The organism is Nocardioides luti, assembly GCF_014212315.1.
GTDB classification, from domain to species: Bacteria; Actinomycetota; Actinomycetes; order Propionibacteriales; family Nocardioidaceae; genus Nocardioides; species Nocardioides luti.
This window is the reverse complement of sequence record NZ_JACKXE010000001.1, coordinates 3,196,502-3,217,350: the sequence shown is the minus strand read 5'-3', so window position 1 is coordinate 3,217,350 and position 20,849 is coordinate 3,196,502. Positions and strand designations below refer to the sequence as shown.

The following is a 20,849-nucleotide window of genomic DNA, read 5'->3' as shown; positions in this document are numbered from 1 at the left end:
GATCAGGGATTGGTGACCTGGATGGTCACGCCGTCGCCGAGGTCGATGATCGCACCGGGGATCAGCTGGACCGCGATGCCCGGCTGGAGGTCCTCGGGGGGCAGGCCCGGCTGCACGAGGACGGTGCCGTTGGTCGAGCCCATGTCCGTGACGACGGCCGAGCCGTGGTCGGCACCGGACCCCGGACGGATCTCGAGGTGCGTCGAGGAGATCTCCTGGTTCGGGCTCGGGACGGTCACCAGGCGGGGCTGCTCGGTCGCGGTGAAGCGGCGGGCCTCGGGGGCCCGGCCGACCAGGATCGCGCGGTCCACCTCGACGACGTCGCCGTTCGAGAACGACAGCGACGCCACGGGGCGCGAGGTGATGCTGGGAGCCTGCGGCTGGCCCGGGATGCCGGGCTGCTGCCGGACGAACTCGGGGCGGTCCCAGCCGCCGGCGCGGGTCATGCCGTCGTGCTCGGGCTCCACGACCGGGGCGGGCCCGGCGGGCACCGCGGGGTCGACGGGCGGACCGGCCGGGGGCTCGGCGGGCGGGGGCACGTCGGCGCCCGAGACGTCGGGGCCGGGGGCGTCGGCGTCGAGGACGGGCTGGGCGACGGTCTCGAGCTCGGGCTCGGCCGGCTCCTCGGGGGCCGGCGCCTCGGGGGCCGGCTCCTCGGCCGGTGCGTCGTCGGCCGCGGCGGGCACGGGAGCGAAGGCGGGCTCCGGCGTGAAGGCGGACTCCTCCTCGGGCTCGGGCTCGGCGACCGGCTCCTCGTCGGCGGTGGCCTCGACCATCGAGGACACGTCGTCCTCGGGGGCGTCGTCGCCGCCCGCACCGTCGTCGGCGGGCTCGAGGCCGGCCACGACCACGTGGTCCGGCAGCGGCTCGTCGACCGGCGCGACGTCGGGCTCGGTGTCGGGGCCGGCCACGCCCACGACGTACGGCGGCTCGTCGAGGCGTGCGATGCGGACCAGGCCCCCGCCGATGACGAGGTGCGCGGCGTCGGCACCCTCGCCGTCACCGTCCTCGTCGACGACGACGGTCATCCGGGTGACCTGGCGCAGCGAGCGCTCGACCCACGTCGTGGCGCTGGAGCCCTCGAGCTCGACGGGCTCGCCGTCGACGGTGAAGGTGGCGCGGGCGGCGCCGCGGAGCACGACCTTGACCTCGTCGTCGTTCTCGCTGACCAGCACGAAGCCGGGCAGGTCGCGCAGGCCGTCGGCGATCAGCGCGTCGAGCGTCTCGTCGAAGCCGGCGCCGTCGTCGATCAGCTCCCAGAGCTTCGCGACCCGGGCCTTCTCGGTCGGCGGCAGGATCACCGTGGCGCGGTCACCGAAGATCCCGAACCACGCACCCGGACGGTAGGACCGCATCGAGCGGTCGGCCTCGTCACTCATGGCAGCGCCCCCAGCTTCTGTTCCAGACTCACGCGCTGGCGCTCGGAGTCGTAGGAGTTCTCGTTCGCCAATCCCACCACATCGACGACGATCGCGGTCGCGTTGTCCCTGCCGCCGGCCTGCACCGCGTGGGCCACCATCTGGTCGGCGGCGTCGCGGGGGTCCTCGGTGCGGCCGAGGATGGTGCTGATCTGCTCGTCGTCGATCATCCCGGTCACGCCGTCCGAGCACAGGACGAGGCGCTCGACGGCGGGCAGGGGCAGCAGGAAGTAGTCGGCCTCGACGCGGTCCGGCCCGCCGAGCGCGCGGGTGATGACGTGCCGCTCGGGGTGCGTCGCCGCGTCGTCCTCGGTGATCGCGCCGGCCTCGACGAGCTCCTGGACGACGCTGTGGTCGACGCTGACCTGCTCGAGCACGCCGTCGACGTAGCGGTAGATGCGGGAGTCGCCGAGGTTGGCGAGCAGCCACTTCGGACCGTCGTCGTCCTCGACGAGCAGCGCCACGACGGCGGTCGTCCCGGCGTGGAAGCGGCTGGCCCCGCGGGCACGCTGCGCGGCGCCGTACTCGGCGATCCGGCCCTGGCAGGCCCGGAGCGTGTCGGCCACGGCCTCGGCGCCGCGACGGGGGTCGTACCCCTCGTCGGCGAGCCGGGCGAACTCCTCGACGACGATCGCGCTGGCGACGTCACCGCCGTCGTGCCCGCCCATGCCGTCGGCCACGACGAAGATCGGGGGCGAGGCCAGGAACGAGTCCTCGTTGACCTCACGGACCAGTCCCACGTCCGTGGCGGCACCGTGGTGGAGCTCGACCTGCTTCATCCCACCTCCTGGGTGGGCGGAACTGTACGGCGTACCGGGGTGGGGTGTGCCGGTAGCGTAGGAGGGATGTCCGGACCGAGCGCCCGCCCCGACGGGTACCGCACCCTCGCCGACCAGCTGCGCGCCTGGCCGGACGACCGGCTGACCCGGTTGCTGCTCGAACGTCCCGATCTCGCCACTCCTGCCCCTCACGACTTCGGGCAGCTCGCGTCCCGGGCCTCGACCCGGGCTTCGTTGCTGCGCGCGCTCGACCGGCTGACCCGGCTCGAGCTCTGCGTCCTAGATGCCCTCGTGATCGCCGGCCAAACCACCCCGGCCGATCTCGCCGCGATCGTGCGGGCCGCACCCGAGGCCGTCGACGCGGCCGTGGCCCGGCTGCTCGCGCTGGCGCTCGCGTGGGAGTCGACGCAGGGCCTGCGCGCGCTCAGCGGGGCGGCCGAGGGCCTGCACGGCGGTCCCGAGGCCGGCGTCAGCGGCCTGCGGCCGTGCTCGACCGAGCACCCGGACGCCGCCGCCGTCGAGCGGCTCCTGGCCGAGCTCTCGGAGCCGGCCCGCGCGCTGCTCACCCACGTCGCCGACCACGGCGGCGAGGCCACGACCGGGACCGCCCGGCACACCGTGCTCCCCGAGGACGCCGCCACCCCGGCCGAGGAGCTGCTCGCCCGCAGGCTGCTGCTGCCGCGCGGCAGCGGCACCGTCGTCCTGCCCGGCGAGGTCGGCATCGCGCTGCGCGGCGGGTGCACCACGACCGAGCCCGTCGACGACGAGCCCCGGGTCGCGTCGTCCGACCGGGCCCAGAAGCTCGTGGACCGGACCGCCGCCGGCGCCGCCTTCGAGGCGGTACGCCGGGTGGAGCTGCTCCTCGACCAGTGGGGCGCCACGCCGCCCGGCGCCCTGCGCAGCGGCGGGCTCGGCGTCCGCGACCTCAAGGCGACCGCGCTGCAGCTGCACGTCGACGAGCGGGTCGCCGCCCTCGTCGTCGAGACCGCCCACGCCGCCGGGCTGCTCGCGACCGCCGCCGACCCCGACGGCAACGCGGTCTGGGTGCCCACCGACGCCTTCGACCTGTGGACCACCCTCCCCGTCGCCGAGCGCTGGACCCGGCTGGTCAGGGCGTGGCTGCAGAGCCCGCGGATGCCCGCCCTGGTCGGCACCCGCGACCACCAGGGCAAGACCTGGAACGCCCTGGCCCCCGAGCTCGCCTCCGTCGGCACCGTCGAGAGCCGGCGGATGGCCCTCGACGTGCTGGCGGAGCTGCCGGCCGGCCAGGTGCTCGCCGCCGGCACCGGCCTGCCGTCGCTGGTGGCCCGGATCTCCTGGCTGCGGCCGCGGCGGCCACGCTCGCGCGCCGACCAGGTCGCGTGGGCCGTCGCGGAGGCCGCGATCCTCGGGGTCACCGGTCTCGACGGGCTGGCGACGTACTCCCGCTCCCTGCTGGCCGACGACGAGGACAAGGCGCGGGCCGCGCTGGACGAGCTGCTGCCCGAGCCCGTCGACCACGTGCTCATCCAGGCCGACCTGACCGCCGTGGCGCCCGGCCCGCTCGAGTCCGGCCTGGCCCGGACCCTGCAGCTGCTCGCGGACGTCGAGTCGCGCGGCGGTGCCACGACGTACCGCTTCACCCCGACGTCCGTGCGCCGCACCCTCGACACGGGCTGGTCCGCGGTGGAGATCCACGACTTCATCGCGTCGGTGTCGCGCACCCCCGTGCCGCAGCCGCTGACCTACCTCGTCGACGACACGGCGCGGACCTTCGGCACCGTGCGGGTCGGGCACGCCGAGGCGTTCCTGCGCGCGGACGACGAGACCGCGCTCACCGAGCTGATGCACCACCCCAAGGCGGGCTCGCTCGGGCTGCGCCGGATCGCCCCGACGGTGCTGATCAGCAGCACGCCGGTCGACGTGCTGCTCCCCCGCCTCCGCGACCTCGGCGCCGCGCCGGTCGTCGAGGCGGCCGACGGCACCGTCCGGGTCGCGCGACCGGACCTGCTGCGGGCGCGCAGCCCCCGCAGCTCGCGGACCACGTCGGTCCGGGCCGCCCACGAGTCGGCGCACATCGCGCAGGTCGTCAACGCGGTCCGCTCCGGCGACCGGGTCGCGGTCAGCCGCCCCGCCGCACCGACCGCCGTGCTCACCCCCAGCGGCTCGCTCGCGGCGCTCCGGGACGCCGTGGAGAGCGGCGACCCGGTGCTGATCGGCTACGTCGACAACCACGGCACCAGCTCGGAGCGGATCGTGGACCCGCGCCGGGTCGAGGGCGGCTGGCTGACGGCGTACGACCACCGCAGCGACGACGTCCGGCAGTTCGCCGTGCACCGCATCACCAGCGTCAAGGCCGTGCCGAAGGGCTGAGCGCTGCGGGCGGTCGGAATCTGCTGGCCCACGCCCGTAAACTCGTGAGATGGACTTCATCCGGTACGCCGAGGCGTCGGCCGGTCTCCTGAACGCGGAGATCGACGGCGTCGACGCGCTCGTCGAGCACCTCGCGGGTCGCGCGTGGCTGCACGACCAGTGCAGCGACCGCGACTGCATGCTGCTGCGGAAGTTCCAGCGCGAGCTGCGCCCGGTCTTCGAGGCGTCCGGGGCGGGCGACGTCCGCGGCGTGATCGACGGGCTCAACGACCTGATGGTGCGCTACCCGATCACCCCGCGCATCGCCGACCACGACGAGCACGACCTGCACCTGCACGTCGCGACGAAGTCCGCCAGCGTCGCCGAGCTGCTCGTCGGCGAGTCGCTGCTCGGGCTCGCGACGCTCATCTGCGACCTCGGCCCGACCCGGCTGGGCATCTGCTCGGCCACGCCGTGCACCAACGTCTACGTCGACACCTCCCCCAACCAGTCGCGCCGCTACTGCTCGGACCGCTGCTCCTCGCGCGCCAACGTGGCGGCGTACCGCGCCCGGCAGAAGCTCGTCTCGGCCGGCGCCTCCGGCACCCCGAGCACCCCCACCGAGAGAGCAGTCTGATTCCCGCATGAACGACGGACCCCTCATCGTCCAGTCCGACAAGACCCTGCTGCTGGAGATCGACCACGAGCGCGCCCAGGACTGCCGCAAGGCGATCGCGCCGTTCGCCGAGCTCGAGCGCTCCCCCGAGCACATCCACACCTACCGCCTCACGCCGCTGGGCCTGTGGAACGCCCGGGCGGCCGGCCACGACGCCGAGCAGGTCGTCGACACGCTGCTGGAGTACAGCCGCTACGCCGTGCCGCACGCGCTGCTCGTCGACGTCGCCGAGACGATGGCCCGCTACGGCCGGCTGCGGCTCGAGAAGCACCCCGTCCACGGGCTGGTGCTCTCCTCGACCGACCGCCCGGTGCTCGAGGAGGTGCTGCGCGCCAAGAAGGTCGCCGGCATGCTCGGTGCCCGCATCGACGACGACACCGTGCAGGTCCACGCCTCCGAGCGCGGCAACCTCAAGCAGGCGCTGCTCAAGCTGGGCTGGCCGGCCGAGGACTTCGCCGGGTACGTCGACGGCGAGGCCCACCCGATCGAGCTCGACGAGGCCGAGTGGCACCTGCGCGACTACCAGCGCGATGCCGCGGACTCCTTCTGGCACGGGGGCTCCGGTGTCGTCGTACTCCCCTGCGGCGCGGGCAAGACGCTCGTCGGCGCGGCCGCGATGGCGCACGCGAAGGCCACCACGCTGATCCTCGTCACCAACACGGTCTCGGCGCGGCAGTGGAAGGACGAGCTGGTCAAGCGGACCTCGCTCACCGAGGACGAGATCGGGGAGTACTCCGGCGCCGTCAAGGAGATCCGGCCGGTCACCATCGCGACGTACCAGGTGCTCACGACCCGTCGCAAGGGCGTCTACACCCACCTCGAGCTGCTCGACGCCCGCGACTGGGGCCTCGTGGTCTACGACGAGGTGCACCTGCTGCCCGCGCCGATCTTCCGGATGACCGCCAACCTGCAGGCGCGGCGCCGGATCGGCCTGACCGCGACGCTCGTGCGCGAGGACGGCCGCGAGGGCGACGTGTTCTCGCTGATCGGGCCGAAGCGGTACGACGCCCCCTGGAAGGACATCGAGTCGCAGGGCTGGATCGCGCCCGCCGACTGCGTCGAGGTCCGGGTGACGCTGCCGACCAACGAGCGGCTCGTGTACGCCACCGCCGAGCCCGAGGAGCGCTACCGCCTCGCGTCGTGCACCCACCACAAGATCGACGTCGTCCGCGACCTGGTCGCGCAGCACCCGGGGCAGCCGACGCTGGTGATCGGGCAGTACATCGACCAGCTCGACGAGATCTCCGCCGTCCTCGACGCCCCGGTGATCAAGGGCGACACCCCCGTCCGCGAGCGCCAGCGCCTCTTCGACGCCTTCCGCACCGGCGAGATCGGCCTGCTCGTCGTCTCGAAGGTCGCCAACTTCTCCATCGACCTGCCCTCGGCCGAGGTCGCCATCCAGGTGTCCGGGTCCTTCGGCTCGCGCCAGGAGGAGGCCCAGCGCCTCGGCCGCCTGCTGCGCCCGAAGTCCGACGGCAAGTCCGCCCACTTCTACACCGTCGTCTCCCGCGACACCGTCGACGCCGAGTTCGCCCAGAACCGCCAGCGGTTCCTCGCCGAGCAGGGGTACGCCTACCGGATCGTGGACGCCGAGGACCTGCCCGCCTGAGCTGGCCGGGGCTCGCCGAGTCGGCGCATCTGCAGGCGCCGGGGGTGCCGAGTCGGCGCATCTGCAGACGCCGAGGGTGCCGAGTCGGCGCATCTGCAGACGGCGGCACACGGCGGCCCTCGCAGGACGTCATACGTGGCGAGCAAGCGGGTGCTCCGTCCGTATGACGTCCCGAGGGTCGGCCGGGGACGTCATGCGATGTGGTCGCCCCGGCCACCACATCGCAGGACGTCCCGCCGCGACGCCCACGACGGACCGGCTGTCCACGCCGCGGCGCCGAATCGGCGGGCGGGCGGCGACCTCCTAGGCTGGTCGACCGTGAAGGCCCTGCTGCTCGAGAACATCCACCCGGCCGCCGTCGACCGCCTCCAGCGGGCCGGCGTGGAGGTCGACCTGCGCTCCGCGTCGATGTCGGAGGACGAGCTGGTGGAGGCGCTGCCCGGCATCGACCTGCTGGGCATCCGCTCGAACACCACCATCACGCCCCGCGTGCTCGACAGCGCGCCGGACCTGCTCGCGATCGGGTGCTTCTGCATCGGCACCAACCAGGTCGACCTGGAGGCCGCGGCGCAGCGGACCGTGGCGGTCTTCAACGCGCCGTACTCCAACACCCGCAGCGTGGTCGAGCTCGTCATCGGCGAGATCATCGTGCTGGCACGCCGCCTGGTCGAGAAGACCACCAAGATGCACGACGGCACGTGGGACAAGTCGGCCGCCGGCAGCCACGAGATCCGCGGCCGCACGCTCGGCATCGTCGGGTACGGCAACATCGGCTCCCAGCTGTCCGTGGTCGCCGAGGCCGTCGGCCTGCGCGTCATCTTCTTCGACGTCACCGACCGGCTGGCCCACGGCAACGCCCGGCGGATGGGCTCCCTCGAGGAGCTCCTCGCCGAGGCCGACGTGGTCTCGCTGCACGTCGACGGCCGCCCCGGCAACGCCGGCTTCTTCGGCGCGGAGCACTTCGCGCTGATGAAGCCGCGCTCGCTGTTCATCAACGCCGCCCGCGGCATGGTCGTCGACACCGAGTCGCTGCGCGAGCACATCCTCTCGGGCCACATCGCCGGCGCGGCGCTCGACGTCTTCCCGATCGAGCCGAAGGCCCAGGGCGACCCGTTCCAGTCGCCGCTGCGCGGTCTCGACAACGTCATCCTCACGCCGCACGTCGGCGGCTCCACGCAGGAGGCCCAGGAGGAGATCGGCCACTTCGTCGCGGGCAAGCTGGCGTCGTACGTCCACGAGGCCAGCACCGCGCTCTCGGTCAATCTCCCCGCGGTCCAGGCCCCGCCGGCCTCCGGCGTCTTCCGGCTCGCGCACCTCCACGAGAACGTCCCCGGCGTCCTCGCCGAGATCAACCGGGTGCTCGCCGAGGTCGAGGCCAACGTGCTGGCGCAGTCGCTGGCGACCCGCGGCGAGCAGGGGTACGTCGTCACCGACGTGTCCGCCCCGCTCGACCAGGCCGCGGTCGACCGGCTCCGCGCGATGCCGCACACGCTGCGGATGCGGCACCTGTCCGCCTGACGCACCGCCCCGCGCGTGCAGACGCGCCGACTCGACCCCTCCCACGCCTGCAGACGCGCCGACTCGGCCGGCTTGGCGCACCGAGACAGGATGGGCGGGTGACCCCACCCGGCACGACCACCGTCCGCGCCGTCCGCGACAAGCTCGGCGAGGCGCTGTTCCTGCGCGTCGCCGGCCCGGACGGCGTCAAGCACCGCGACCGCATCCACGGCCGGCCCGGCCCGCGCTGGTTCGCCCCCGACAGCGCGATCGCGCGGGTGCACGGCGATGCGTCGATGTTCGTCGGCGGGATCCGCGCGCTGCTGCTCCAGACCCTGCACCCCACCGCGATGCGGGCAGTGTCCGAGCACTCGGGCTTCCGCGGCGACATGTGGGGGCGCCTGGCCCGCACCAGCCGCTACCTCGCGGTCACCACGTTCGGCACCGCCGACGACGCCCAGCAGGCCGTCGACATGGTCCGCACCATCCACTCCCGGATCACCGGCACGATGCCCGACGGGACGACGTACGCCGCCTCGGACCCCCACCTGCTGATGTGGGTGCACGTCGCGGAGGTCGACAGCTTCCTGCGGGCACACCAGGTCTACGGCAAGGACCCCCTCGACCAGGCCGGTCGTGACGAGTACGTCGCGCAGACCGCCGAGGTCGCCGCCCGGCTCGGCGTCGTCGACCCGCCGACGACCGAGGCCGCTCTCGCCGAGGTGCTGGCGGCGTACCGCCCCGAGCTGCGCGCCACCCCCGAGGCCCGCGAGGCCGTGTCGTTCCTGCTGCTCAAGCCGCCGCTGCCGCTGGCCGCGCGGGCACCGTACGGCGTGCTGGTGGCTGCGGCCGTCGGCCTGATGCCGCGCTGGACGCGCCGCCCGCTGCGGCTGCCGTGGCTGCCGGTCTCCGAGCGCACCGTCGTCCGGGCGCTCGGCACGCTGGCCACGGGCACGATCCGCTGGGCGATGTCGCCCGCCCGGACCGAGGCCACCGAGGTCGCCGCCGCCCGCTGAGGCCTCACCCCTGCGCGTGGTGCACGGGCGGGTCGCCGGGCCCCCGGGCCGCGCGCGCGGCCCGCGCCTGCCCCCACAGCCCGAGCGCGACGAACGCCGCCACGAGGACCAGCACGCCGATCACCTGCGCCCGGAGGGACGGGAGGGCCAGAGCCACGAGGCTGCCGAGCATCGTGCCGACCAGGCCGAGACCCACGAGGCCGACGGCCGGACGCCGCGGGCGGACCACCCCCATCAGGCCCACGACACCCAGGGAGAGGAAGAAGACGCCCATCCACAGCCGGGACGTCCACCCGCCCGCCTCGTAGCCGATCGTCCACACCCGCTGTCCGGCGGCGTCGAAGCCGACCACCTCGCCGTCCCACGCCAGACCGGTCACCTCGCGGCCGGACAGCACCGCGGCGAGGCCCGGCGTCAGGTCCTCGGGGTCGTTGTCGTGGAGGAACCGCACGAAGGGGTCGTCGGCCCCGGCCTCGCTGGGCACGAAGTGGTAGCGCACGCCCAGCCCCCGCGAGTCCCGCCGGGTGTCGGTGATCCGGCCCGGGACCGGCTCTAGGCACCCGTCGACCTGCCCGGACGACGCGCACACGTCGGCCGAGCGGACGGCGTTCACCTCGACCCGTGTGCTCGCGAGCGTGACGACCGCGAAGAGCCCGATGGCCACGCACAGCACGGAGAAGATCCCCGTCCCCAGCTTCCGCCACGAGAACGACCCGGACCCGAGCTCCTGCACCACCGACATGCGCACAGGCTAGGCACCCCGTCGGGTGGGCCGACGAACCGCTCGCCTCGAGCCGGTACGCCGGGTAGCCTCGCGCGTCCCCCTCGACGAGACCGCGACCGCGGAGGTGCCGCCATGCCTGCCCAGCCGTCAGCCCAGCCGACCGACCACCCTCCGGATACCGAGCTCGCGGCCGAGCAGGAGCACCTCGCGGAGTCCCGGCGCCAGCTGGCCCGGATGCGCGAGCGCACCGAGTCGATGGACGCGTCCGCGGCCGGCGACTGGGTCAGCCGCGAGTACCTCGAGTCGACGTTCGCGCTCCGGATGAAGCAGCTCGCCGACGACCCCACCATCCCGCTGTTCTTCGGCCGCCTCGACATGGCCGCCGACACCGGTGGCAGCGGCGCCGGCCCGGCCGAGTGCTTCCACATCGGCCGCCGCCACATCTCGGACCCGACCGGCGAGCCGATGGTGATCGACTGGCGGGCGCCGGTGAGCCTGCCGTTCTACCGCGCCAGCCGCCTCGAGCCGATGGGCGTCGGGCTGCGGCGCCGCTACGGCTACCAGCACGGCCGGCTGACGGCGTACGAGGACGAGGACCTGCAGGCCCCCGCGAGCGACGACTACTCCGCGATCCTCGAGGCCGAGATCGAGCGGCCCCGCGTCGGCCCGATGCGCGACATCGTCGCCACCATCCAGCCCGAGCAGGACGTGATCGTCCGCTCCGAGCTGTCCCGCTCGGTGTGCGTCCAGGGCGCCCCGGGCACGGGCAAGACCGCCGTGGGCCTGCACCGGGCGGCGTACCTCCTCTACGCGCACCGCGAGCAGCTCACCCGCCAGGGCGTCCTGGTCGTGGGGCCGAACGCCAGCTTCCTGCGTTACATCCGCGACGTGCTGCCCGCGCTCGGCGAGATCGACGCCACCCAGTCCACGATCGAGGAGCTGGTCGCGGGGACCCTGCGGGGCGTCAACCCGCGGTGGACCGTCCGCGGCGAGGACTCCGCAGCCGTCGCGACGCTCAAGGGCGACCCGCGCCTCGCCGAGGTGCTCCACCGCGCACTGTGGGCGCACCCGCAGGCCCCCACCGAGGGGCTGGTGCTGCCGCGCGGTGCCCGGCGCTGGCGGGTCGCGGCGTACGAGGCCGACGAGGTGATCACCTCGCTGCGCGCCCGCGGCGTGCGGTACGGCGCCGCCCGCGCGATGGTGCCGCAGTCCCTCGCCCACCGGATCCTCGTGAAGATGGAGCTGGCCGGCGACTCCCCCGACGACCGGGTGCAGAACGCCGTGGCCCGCAGCGCGCCGGTCAAGAAGTACGCCGCCGAGCTCTGGCCCGCGGTCGAGCCGGCCCGGCTGGTGTGGCGGCTGCTGAGCGACCCCGGCCTCCTCGCCGCCGCCGCGGACGGGATCCTCGACGCCGACGAGCAGGCGCTGCTGCTCTGGGACCGGCCCGCCAAGAGCCCCGCGTCGACGGCGTGGTCGCTGGCGGACGCCGTCCTGGTCGACGAGGCCGTGGACCTGGTCGAGCGCACGCCGTCGGTCGCCCACATCGTCGCCGACGAGGCGCAGGACCTGTCCCCGATGATGCTCCGCGCGCTGGCCCGCCGCTCCTCGACCGGCTCGCTGACCGTCCTCGGCGACCTCGCCCAGGCCACCACCCCGTGGGCCACCCGCTCCTGGGCCGAGGCGCTGGGGCACCTCGGCAAGCCCGACGCCCACGTCGAGCAGCTGACGCGTGGCTTCCGGGTCCCCGGCGAGGTGATCGAGTACGCCGCCCGCCTGCTGCCCCACGTGGCACCCGACCTGGAGCCGCCCACGTCGGTCCGGCGCTCGCGCGGCGAGCTGCGCCTCGAGCCGGCCGGGCGGATGGTCGACGAGGTCCGCGCCGCCGTCGGCCGCGAGGGCTCGGTCGGGCTCATCGTCCCCGACGCCCGGGTCGACGAGGTGGGGGCGGCGCTCGGGGCCGCCGACGTCGCCTTCGCGACCCTCGGCGACGAGGCCGACGTCGACAGCCACCTCGACCTGGTCCCGGCATCGCTGGCCAAGGGCCTGGAGTTCGACCACGTGCTGCTGCTGGAGCCCGCGGGCATCGTGGCCGGCGAGCACGACCGGGTCACCGGGCTGCGCCGGCTCTACGTCTGCCTGACCCGGGCCGTCACCTCCCTGGTGGTGCTCCACGACGAGCCGCTACCCCCGGAGCTCGGCACACCCTGACGGGGCCGGGTTGCGGGAATCCTGAACCGATCTTGAGGCCACGCACGGGTCGGCGGACCTACGATGGAGGGGTCGATCGGGAGCCGTGGGGCCTCGACGACCCGTCCTCGGAGCCCGTCACCATGTCCGTCGCCCAGCCCGGCCCCCCGTCCGGCACCACCCGCCGCACCGGCCTTCCGCTGACCGCCGCGCTGGTGGTGCTCGGCCTCGTCGCCGCGCTCCTGCTCGCGCTGGCGCCGGCTCCCGCCGCCCACGGCGCGGAGACCGGCAAGGTCCGCGGCCAGATCGTCGACACCCGTGGCCCGGTCAGCAAGGTCCGGATGCTCTGGTTCACCAAGGACTGGACCTACCTCGGCGCCCGCAAGGTCAGCGGCGGCGGCTACTCCCTCTCGCTGCGCCCGGGCACCTACTGGCTCCAGTTCGTCGACCTGCGCCCGGCGTACGACATCACCAAGAACGCCCCCGAGAACATCAAGGTCACGATCCGCGCCGGCCACACCTCGGTCGGCAACGTCCGGATGCACCGGGGCGCCGCGATCACCGGCACGGTCCGGGCCGGCGGCAAGGTCGCCAGCGGCGCCCGCGTCGTCGCCGCCAACACGGCCAAGCAGTCCTTCGAGGTCCGGGCCAACAAGGAGGGGCAGTTCGCCCTCGGCGGCTTGCCCAACGGGAAGTACTCCGTCTTCACCTACGACCGCACCAAGCGCTGGGTCGGGCGCAGCACCTACGCCGGGTCGATGGCCCGCGGCGACGTCACCAACCTCGCGATCGCGCTGACCAAGCACGCCGGCGGCCTGCTCGTCGACCTGTACGCCGGCAGCGAGCCGATCAACAGCCGGGTCACCGCCACGGTGGTGAGCCGCAAGACCGGGCAGTTCTGGACCGCCCGCTCGAACCACGGGAGCATCTCGTTCCAGGGGCTGTTCCCCGGTCGCTACACGCTGATCATGCCGGGCGCCGGGAACTTCATCGGCCGCACCGGCCCGGTCTCCCACGGGCGGGTCAAGCCCGGCCGCGTGGCCTTCGGCAGCTTCCGGCTGACCCAGCGCGGCGCGACCGTCAGCGGGATCGTCGTCGACGGCGAGGACGAGGGCTACGGGCTCGAGAAGGCCCAGGTGCTGCTCTTCGACCAGTCGGGGACCAAGATCGCCGAGACGTCGACGAACTCCGAGGGCCAGTTCTTCCTCACCACCCGCCTCACCAGCCAGGGCGGCATGGTCGTGGTCGTGAACCCCGACCCGAACGCCGGTGGCTGGGTGCAGAGCTCGAACGGCTACTGCAAGTTCCTCAAGGGCATGACCGACGCCTTCTCGATCACCACCAGTGACAACGAGGACGTCGGCGCCATCCCGCTGGCCCATGCCCCGGCGGACGAGCAGGACGGGGCCATCCAGTGCTATCCGTCCGACGGCTCCTGACCTGACGTGAGCGACCTCGCGGCGTGGTGGCCCCTCGACGGGGGGCTCGAGCTCCGCGAGCGGCTCCTGGCGGCGTACGCCCACCCCGACCGCGGCTACCACGACACCCGCCACCTCGCCGAGGTCTGCGCCCGCCTCGACGAGCTCCGCGACGCGGGGACGGCCTACGACCGCACGGCGGTGCTGCTCGCCGCGTGGTTCCACGACGCGGTGTACGACGGCGAGCGCGACGCCGAGGAGCGCTCGGCCGCCTGGGCCGAGGCCGACCTGCCGCCGCTGGGGCTGTCGCGCGAGCTCGTCGCCGAGGTGGCCCGCCTGGTCCGCGTCACCGAGGCGCACCACCCCGAGGACGACGACCCCGACGGCCACGCCCTCTCCGACGCCGACCTCGCCATCCTGGCGGCCCCGCAGGAGCGCTACGACGAGTACGTCGCCACGGTCCGCACGGAGTACGCCCACGTCCCCGACCCCGACTTCGCCACCGGCCGCGCCGCCGTGCTGCGCAGCCTGCTCGCCAAGCCGCACCTCTTCCACACCCCCCACGCCCGCACCCACTGGGAGTCCCCCGCCCGCGCCAACGTCGAGGCCGAGCTCACCCGCCTCATCCCGTGAGCCAGGGCCGCACCGCCGCAGGCGGAACCGCGCGGGGCGGGGCGGGCGTGGTGGGACTGGCCGCCCGGAGCGACGCAGGAGCGCAGGGCTGGTAGCCCGCCCCGCCCCGCGCGGTGCAGCCGGAGGGGGTGCGGCCCGGGCCTCAGCGGATCAGCGGGTCAGCGGGTCAGCGGGCACCCTTGCGGCGCCGCAGCCCGGCGGCGACCAGCCGCCCCACGAGCTCCCGCGACGACACCGCCAGCGCCCCGGCTGCGACCACCTGGTCGTACCACTCGGACGGCACGTCGTAGTGGTCCCGGTCGAAGCCGCGCTCGGGGATGCCGAGGGTGCGGGCGAAGGCGTGCAGCTCGTCGTACGACGTGTCGCTGGCCAGGTGCGACCACATCCGGCCGTGGCCCGGGACGTCCGGCGGGTCGATCAGCAGGGTCATCCGGCGGAGGCGCGGTGGGTCCGCTCCGCCCGCCCGACCGCGTCGTCGACGAGCAGCCGCCAGGACCGGACGTGCGAGGCGTCGACATAGGCCTTGTAGGACCCGCTGGGCCGCACCTGGGGGCCGAGGTGGAACTGCCGGACCCCGGCCTGCGCCAGCCACGGCACGTGCTCGGCCACCAGCCCGCCGCCGGGCATGAGCAGCGCGGCGATCCGGGGGTCGGAGGAGGCGGTGCCGAGGAGGTCGTCGTACCCGACGCCCATCCCGCGCGGCGATCCCGCCGACCGCACCGCCACCAGGCCGGGCAGGTCGACGAGCGTGCGCCACGCCCGCGCGGGCTCCAGCGAGGAGTCGATCGCGCGGTGGAAGGTCCACGGGACGCCCGGCAGGCGGTCGGCCAGGTGGAGGCAGACCTCGGCGTCGACCTCGAGGTTGCTGTCCAGGAAGCCGAAGGAGACCCCGGCGGCCCCGCAGCCGAGGTAGTCCTCGGCCAGGCCCACGAGGCGGGTCAGCTCCCCACCGGTGGTGGTCCAGGAGTCGTTGAGGCGCAGCAGCACGAAGACCGGGACGTCGCTCTCGCGGCAGACCCCGGACACGACGGTCGGCTCGGGCGAGAGGGCCACGTCGCCCTCGCCGGCGCCGGGCGCGAGCAGGTGCAGCCGGTCCGCGCCCCCGGCGAGCGCGCCCGCGACGTCGGGCGGGCCGAGCACCGTCACCTCGAGGAGCGCCTCTCCCATGAGCCGACTGTAGGCCCGCGCGCGGGCCGCGTGCGGGAGGCGCGACGAGCCCCGCCGGGGCCCGAGGCGGGCGGCCTCCCTTGCCCGCGAGGCATGATGGGGGACGTGGACCACGCCCTGCTGTTCGACGCCCGCGCGCGGGTGCTCGCCGACCTCCAGGCCCGTCACCACGCGACCCCCGAGGCGGTCTCCCTCCTGGAGGACGCGGTGTCGGACCGGAAGTGGTGGGCCGAGCAGTGGCCCGAGGGGGCGGTGTACGTCGCCGGGCTGGTCGCCCAGGACGTCCAGGACGCCCTGTTCGAGAGCGTCGGCCGGTGGCCGATCTGCCTGACGTGCGGGGACGCCCCGCAGCACGCGCTGCACATCCACCCGGACCTCGGCGGTCCCGACCCGATGTGGGTCTGCGAGGAGAAGGGCGAGCCGGTGGCTCCGCTCGGGAGGCTCAGCTCTCCTGGCCCAGCTGCACCCAGAGGGTGAAGCGGTCCGAGCGGTAGACCGACCGGGAGACCTCGACGACCTTCTCGCCGGACAGCGCCCGGCGGGAGTGCCGGAGCACGGCGGTGCCGGGCTCGACCTCGAGCAGCGTCGCCTCCTCCTCGGAGACGGCGTCGGCGGTGATGGAGTCCTCGGCCCAGGTCGGGCGCAGCCCGCGGGCACCGAGGGCGTCGTACAGGCTGGTGGGCATCCCGCTCTGCAGGAAGCCGGGGATCAGCACCTCGTTGAGGTAGGCGTCCTCGAGGCACATCGGCACGCCGTCGGCGCGGCGCAGGCGGCGCCAGTGGATGACGGCGTCGCCCTCGCTGAGGCTGAGCGCGCGGGCGACACCCGGGCCGGCCTGCTCACGACGGGCCAGCAGGGTCTGCGACTCGGCGAGGAGGCCGCGGCGCGACATCTCCTCGGTGAAGGACGTGAGGCGGCTCGCGACCCGGCGGGGGCGGGCCACGAAGGTGCCGCGGCCGGGGATCCGCTCGAGGAGGCCCTCGACGACGAGGGCGTCCATCGCCTGGCGCACGGTCATCCGCGCGACCCCGAAGCGGTGCACGAGCTCGCGCTCGGACGGGGCCGGCGACCCGGGGGCGCTCCCGGACACGAGGGAGCGGACGTACTCCCGCACCTGGACGTGCTTGAGCGCTCGTCCCTCCGACACCAACAGCTCGTCCACAGTGAAACTGTAGGGCGGGAGGGTGGCCCCCGTCCTCGGTTCCGCAGGATGGGCACGAGCCGGATCCGGCCGACTCACTCGGTCGCGATCGCCCTCAGCACGTCCAGGCGGGCGGCCCTGCGGGCCGGGAAGACCGCGGCGAGCACCCCGATCACCAGGGAGAGGCCGAGGAAGACCAGCAGCTGGCCCTCCGGGACGCTGATGACCTCGAGGCCCTGGTCGCGCACGGCGTACATCAGCGCGATCCCGAAGCCGGTCCCGAGCACCACGCCGAGCAGCGCGCCCAGCACCGAGATCACGACGGACTCGAGCGTGATCATCGCCCGCAGCTGGGGCCGGCTGACGCCGATGGCGCGGAGCAGGCCGATCTCGCGGGTGCGCTCGATGACCGAGAGCGCGAGCGTGTTGACGATGCCGAGCACCGCGATGACCAGGGCCAGCCCGAGCAGCGCGAAGATGATGAGCACGAACTGGTCGATGGGCTCGCGCTGCTCCTGGGCGAACTCCGCCTCGTTCTTGACCGTCACGATCGGCAGGTCCGCGACGACGGCGTCGAGGCCGCGCTGCAGGCCGACGGAGCCGTCGCCGAAGATGACCAGCGCGTTGTCCTGCGCTGGGAAGCCCGCGTCGGTGAGCGTCCTCAGCGTGGTGAGCAGCGGGGTGAAGACCAGCGGGTTGTCGTCCATGATCCCGGCGACGCGGTAGGTCTCCTTGCCGCTCGGCATCGTCAGCGTGACCGGGTCCCCGACGTCGAGGCCCTCGTCGGCGGCGAACTTCTTCTTGACCAGCACGGTCCGGTCGACGAGGTCGTCGGTCGAGCCCTCCAGCATCGTCAGCCGGAGCCCGTCGATGGTGGCCGGGTCGGTCGCCGCGATCCCCTGCCGGTCCCCCTTGCGCTCGACGAACTGGAAGCGCTGGCGGATCACCTGCGTGACGCCGTCCACCGCGGCCATCCGGGTCGCGATCGACGGCGAGAACGGCCCGCCGAAGACGTTGCTCACGATGTAGTCGCCGACGAAGTTCTCCTCCACCGACCGGTCCACGCTCGCCTTGGCCGAGTCGCCGACGATCGCCATCGTGCAGGCCAGGGTCAGCCCGATCATCAGCGCCGACGCGGTGGCGGTCGTCCGTCGCGGGTTGCGCAGGGAGTTCTGCCCCGCGAGGTTGCCGATGGTGCCGAAGAGCCGGGCGTACGCCGCCCGGGCGGCCGCCAGGAAGGGCCGGCTGATCACCGGGCTGGCCGAGGAGACGCCCAGCAGGATCGCCAGCACGCCGCCGCCGGTCCACCAGCCGCCGTGCGGCACCTCGGCGAACAGCCCCACCCAGAGCGCGCCGAGGCCGGCCGCGACCAGGACGAGGCCGAGCTGGAGCCGGCGGGTGAGCGTCGACTCGGGCAGCGCCACGTCGTCGCGGAGGGCCTGGACGGGCGCGATGCGCGACGTGCGCCGCGCGGGCAGCCAGGCCGCGGCCATCGTGACGAGCACGCCCACGCCGTACGCCGCCAGGACGGTGCGCGGCGTGAACACGAGCGACTGGCCGGACAGGTCCAGCCCGAAGCGGGCGAACAGCGTGCGGATCCCGATCGCCAGGAGCACGCCGAGGCCGAGCCCCAGCGTCGAGCCGAGCACCCCGAGCACGAACGCCTCGAGCTGGACCGACCAGGTCACCTGCCGCTTCGAGGCGCCCAGTGCCCGGAGCAGCGCGAGCTCGCGGCTGCGCTGCGCGACCAGGATCGAGAACGTGTTGACGATGAGGAAGGCGCCGACCACGAGGGCGATGCCGGCGAAGATCAGGAGGAACGTCGTGAGGAACGAGATCGCCTTGAGCAGCTCGGACGCGGCGTCGTCGGCGGCGTCGTCCCCGGTGACGGCCTCGAGGTCCTGCGGCAGCACCGTGGCGACCCGGTCGCGCAGCTCGTCCTGGGAGACGCCGGGCCGCGCGGTCACCCAGACGTCGGTGTAGGCGTCGTCGCCCTCGAGGAAGAGGTCCTGCGCGGTGGCCGTGTCGAAGATCGCGAGGGTCGCGCCGTTCAGCGACCCGCCGTGCTCGAAGCCCGCGATCCCCACGAGCCGGGGGTTCAGCGTGGCCTGGTCGGAGGCGGTGATCAGCCGGACCCGCTCCCCCACGAAGTAGCCCGCCTTCTCGGCCGTGACCGCGTCGAGCATCACCTCGTCGGCGCCCTGAGGCGCCCGGCCGACGGTCACCGACAGCCCCTCGAGGCCGTGCCCGGCCGGGGCGTCGGTCCAGTTGCCGGCGATCGCGGGCGGCCCGAAGCCGCCGACCACCTTGTTCTGCTTCGTGACGACGTAGACGCCGAACGCGTTGACGTTGCCGTCCACGCGGGCGGCGCCGGGCAGCGAACGCAGCTCCTCGACCAGCGCGGCCGGCACCGTGCGCGTCGAGGGCGCGCCGTCGACGGTCGCACCGCCCTCCGGCTGGACCACGACGTCGCCGACGGTGGAGGCGAAGAGGGCAGTGAAACTGCGGCTGAGGGTGTCGGAGAAGACCAGCGAGCCGGCCACGAAGGCGACGCCCAGGACGATCGCGAAGGTGCTGAGCAGCAGCCGGACCTTGCGACCGAGCAGGCTCTTGAGAGCAGCCCGGATCACGGGTCAGGCCTCCCCGGGCGTGCTGCCGGCAGGGCCGGCGTCGGCCATCCGCGCCATGATCGCGAGCACCTGCTCGCGGCTCGGCGCCCGCAGCTCGTCGACGACCCGGCCGTCGGCCAGGAAGACCACGCGGTCGGTGTAGGCCGCCGCCACCGGATCGTGGGTGACCATCACGATCGTCTGCCCGTGCTCGGTGACGCTGCGGCGCAGCAGCTCGAGCACCTCGGCGCCGGAGCGGGAGTCGAGGTTGCCGGTCGGCTCGTCCGCGAAGACGATCGTCGGACGGCTCACCAGGGCGCGGGCGACCGCGACGCGCTGCTGCTGGCCCCCGGACAGCTCGTTCGGCTTGTGCTTGAGACGGTCACCGAGCCCGACGGTCGCGATGACCGAGGCGTACCACTCCGGGTCGGGCCGGCGCCCCGCGATCGCGAGCGGCAGGAGGATGTTCTCCTCCGCGCTCAGCGTGGGGACGAGGTTGTAGGACTGGAAGACGAAGCCGATCTCGTCGCGACGCAGACGGGTCAGCGCCTTGTCCTTGAGGCTGGTCAGGTCCTGCTCGCCGATGAAGACGGACCCGGAGGTGCCGGTGTCGAGGGCCGCGCAGCAGTGCATGAGCGTCGACTTGCCGGACCCGCTCGGCCCCATCACCGCGGTGAACTCCCCTGCGCCCAGGTCCAGCGAGACGTCGTCGAGCGCGGTCACCAGGGCCGCACCGCTGCCGTAGGTCTTGGTCAGGTGGCGCACCCGGGCGGCCGGGGCACCGTCCTCGCGCAGGGCGGTCTCGGTCATGGGGCAACGATCCCCCGTCCGACCGACCCCGCGCCACCGGGTTCCCCCTGAGCCGCCCCTGGGACCACCCCCGCCGCAATCGTCGAACAGACGTTCGACCCGGTGCTAGGCTGCCCGCATGGACTTCCAGGGTTCACTCTTCGCCGCCCCCGAGCCCGAGGTGCGCGACCTGGCCGACCTGAGCGGGCTCGAGCGGCGGCCCCTGACCCGCGGCGCCTGGGTCGACGTGCACCGCGCCTGGGTCCCGGAGGCGGACGAGGTCTTTGCCGCGCTGGTGGCCCACGTGCCGTGGCGCGCCGAGCGCCGCCAGATGTACGACCGCGTCGTCGACGTCCCCCGCCTCGTGCACACGTACGCCGTCGGCGAGGCCCTCCCGCACCCCGTGCTCGCGTCCGCACGCGACGCGCTGTCCGCGCACTACCTGCCCGAGCTCGGCGAGCCGTTCGTGACCGCGGGCTGCTGCTACTACCGCGACGGCCGGGACAGCGTCGCCTGGCACGGCGACACCATCGGCCGCGGCCGCACCCAGGACACGATGGTCGCGATCGTCTCCTTCGGCGACCCCCGCCGGCTCACCCTCCGCCCGCGCGGCGGCGGTGGCGACTCGATCGCGATCCAGCTCGCCCACGGCGACCTCGTCGTGATGGGCGGCTCGTGCCAGCGCACCTGGGAGCACGCGGTGCCCAAGGTCGCCGGCGCCGGCCCCCGGATCAGCGTGCAGTTCCGCCCCCTCAACGTCTTCTGAGCGCCGGGCCTCCGCGGGACGTCATACGCACGGTGGAGGCGTCTGCTCCCTCCGTATGACGTCCCGCGGCCCCGGCGACCGAAACCCGC

The 20,849-nt window shown here is 74.1% G+C and carries 18 protein-coding genes; 10 read left to right on the top strand and 8 right to left on the bottom strand.

Translation table 11 applies throughout. From position 1 onward, the window contains the following. Positions 1-2: 2 nt before the first annotated feature. Both H5V45_RS22420 and H5V45_RS15235 read right to left on the bottom strand, forming a co-directional pair. Positions 3-1,379, bottom strand: coding sequence for an FHA domain-containing protein (locus tag H5V45_RS22420; RefSeq protein WP_185253711.1), 1,377 nt, complete (start codon positions 1,377-1,379; stop codon positions 3-5). Beyond that, positions 1,376-2,197, bottom strand: coding sequence for a PP2C family protein-serine/threonine phosphatase (locus tag H5V45_RS15235; protein ID WP_185253710.1), 822 nt, complete (start codon positions 2,195-2,197; stop codon positions 1,376-1,378). Before H5V45_RS15235 ends, H5V45_RS22420 begins: the two co-directional genes overlap by 4 nt. A gap of 66 nt (positions 2,198-2,263) precedes the next feature. Between H5V45_RS15235 and H5V45_RS15230 the strand changes: the two genes are divergently transcribed. From H5V45_RS15230 to H5V45_RS15210, 5 genes are all read left to right on the top strand, one after another. After that, positions 2,264-4,549: a helicase C-terminal domain-containing protein gene (locus H5V45_RS15230; protein WP_185253709.1), complete on the top strand. Its 2,286-nt coding sequence runs from the start codon at positions 2,264-2,266 to the stop codon at positions 4,547-4,549. Positions 4,550-4,598: 49 nt separating this feature from the next. Then, entirely contained in the window at positions 4,599-5,165 is a 567-nt protein-coding gene (locus tag H5V45_RS15225; protein ID WP_185253708.1) for a CGNR zinc finger domain-containing protein, read from the top strand. Positions 5,166-5,172: 7 nt separating this feature from the next. Next, positions 5,173-6,813 carry a DNA repair helicase XPB gene (locus H5V45_RS15220; protein ID WP_185253707.1) on the top strand — a complete coding sequence of 547 codons (1,641 nt, stop codon included), beginning with the start codon at positions 5,173-5,175 and terminating at the stop codon, positions 6,811-6,813. A gap of 318 nt (positions 6,814-7,131) precedes the next feature. Next, the gene (serA, locus tag H5V45_RS15215; protein ID WP_185253706.1) at positions 7,132-8,331 is read left to right on the top strand and encodes a phosphoglycerate dehydrogenase; all 1,200 of its coding nucleotides are present in this window, start codon (positions 7,132-7,134) and stop codon (positions 8,329-8,331) included. A gap of 98 nt (positions 8,332-8,429) precedes the next feature. Further along, positions 8,430-9,326, top strand: coding sequence for an oxygenase MpaB family protein (locus H5V45_RS15210; protein WP_185253705.1), 897 nt, complete (start codon positions 8,430-8,432; stop codon positions 9,324-9,326). A 4-nt stretch (positions 9,327-9,330) separates the two neighbouring features. Here the strand turns inward: H5V45_RS15210 and H5V45_RS15205 are convergent, their stop codons facing one another. Then, positions 9,331-10,068, bottom strand: a complete 738-nt coding sequence (locus H5V45_RS15205; RefSeq protein WP_185253704.1) for a hypothetical protein — start codon at positions 10,066-10,068, stop codon at positions 9,331-9,333. 114 nt (positions 10,069-10,182) lie between these two features. On the opposite strand from H5V45_RS15205, the gene H5V45_RS15200 reads away from it, so the two are divergent. From H5V45_RS15200 to H5V45_RS15190, 3 genes are all read left to right on the top strand, one after another. After that, positions 10,183-12,258 (top strand): HelD family protein, encoded by a 2,076-nt coding sequence (locus tag H5V45_RS15200; protein WP_185253703.1) that lies wholly within the window; start codon positions 10,183-10,185, stop codon positions 12,256-12,258. Positions 12,259-12,380: 122 nt separating this feature from the next. Continuing rightward, positions 12,381-13,676 carry a carboxypeptidase-like regulatory domain-containing protein gene (locus H5V45_RS15195; RefSeq protein WP_185253702.1) on the top strand — a complete coding sequence of 432 codons (1,296 nt, stop codon included), beginning with the start codon at positions 12,381-12,383 and terminating at the stop codon, positions 13,674-13,676. A gap of 6 nt (positions 13,677-13,682) precedes the next feature. Further along, on the top strand, positions 13,683-14,288 hold the full coding sequence (locus H5V45_RS15190; RefSeq protein ID WP_343061581.1) for an HD domain-containing protein: 606 nt from the start codon (positions 13,683-13,685) through the stop codon (positions 14,286-14,288). 166 nt (positions 14,289-14,454) lie between these two features. On the opposite strand, the gene H5V45_RS15185 is transcribed toward H5V45_RS15190, so the two are convergent. Continuing rightward, positions 14,455-14,718, bottom strand: coding sequence for a DUF4031 domain-containing protein (locus tag H5V45_RS15185; RefSeq protein ID WP_185253701.1), 264 nt, complete (start codon positions 14,716-14,718; stop codon positions 14,455-14,457). Then, complete coding sequence (locus H5V45_RS15180; RefSeq protein WP_185253700.1) at positions 14,715-15,455, bottom strand: copper homeostasis protein CutC; 741 nt, start codon at positions 15,453-15,455, stop codon at positions 14,715-14,717. Before H5V45_RS15180 ends, H5V45_RS15185 begins: the two co-directional genes overlap by 4 nt. Positions 15,456-15,551: 96 nt before the next feature. On the opposite strand from H5V45_RS15180, the gene H5V45_RS15175 reads away from it, so the two are divergent. Beyond that, positions 15,552-15,932, top strand: a complete 381-nt coding sequence (locus H5V45_RS15175; protein ID WP_246416467.1) for a hypothetical protein — start codon at positions 15,552-15,554, stop codon at positions 15,930-15,932. On the opposite strand, the gene H5V45_RS15170 is transcribed toward H5V45_RS15175, so the two are convergent. The 3 genes from H5V45_RS15170 to H5V45_RS15160 form a co-directional block, all read right to left on the bottom strand. Continuing rightward, positions 15,898-16,617, bottom strand: coding sequence for a UTRA domain-containing protein (locus tag H5V45_RS15170; protein ID WP_185253698.1), 720 nt, complete (start codon positions 16,615-16,617; stop codon positions 15,898-15,900). The two genes, H5V45_RS15175 and H5V45_RS15170, sit on opposite strands and share 35 nt — an antisense overlap. Positions 16,618-16,691: 74 nt before the next feature. Then, the gene (locus H5V45_RS15165) at positions 16,692-19,226 is read right to left on the bottom strand and encodes an FtsX-like permease family protein (RefSeq protein WP_185253697.1); all 2,535 of its coding nucleotides are present in this window, start codon (positions 19,224-19,226) and stop codon (positions 16,692-16,694) included. A gap of 3 nt (positions 19,227-19,229) precedes the next feature. Further along, positions 19,230-20,015, bottom strand: a complete 786-nt coding sequence (locus H5V45_RS15160; RefSeq protein WP_185253696.1) for an ABC transporter ATP-binding protein — start codon at positions 20,013-20,015, stop codon at positions 19,230-19,232. A gap of 118 nt (positions 20,016-20,133) precedes the next feature. Between H5V45_RS15160 and H5V45_RS15155 the strand changes: the two genes are divergently transcribed. After that, a complete protein-coding gene (locus H5V45_RS15155) occupies positions 20,134-20,760 on the top strand; it encodes an alpha-ketoglutarate-dependent dioxygenase AlkB (protein WP_185253695.1) in 627 nt (208 codons plus the stop codon). The last annotated feature ends 89 nt before the right edge of the window (positions 20,761-20,849 follow it).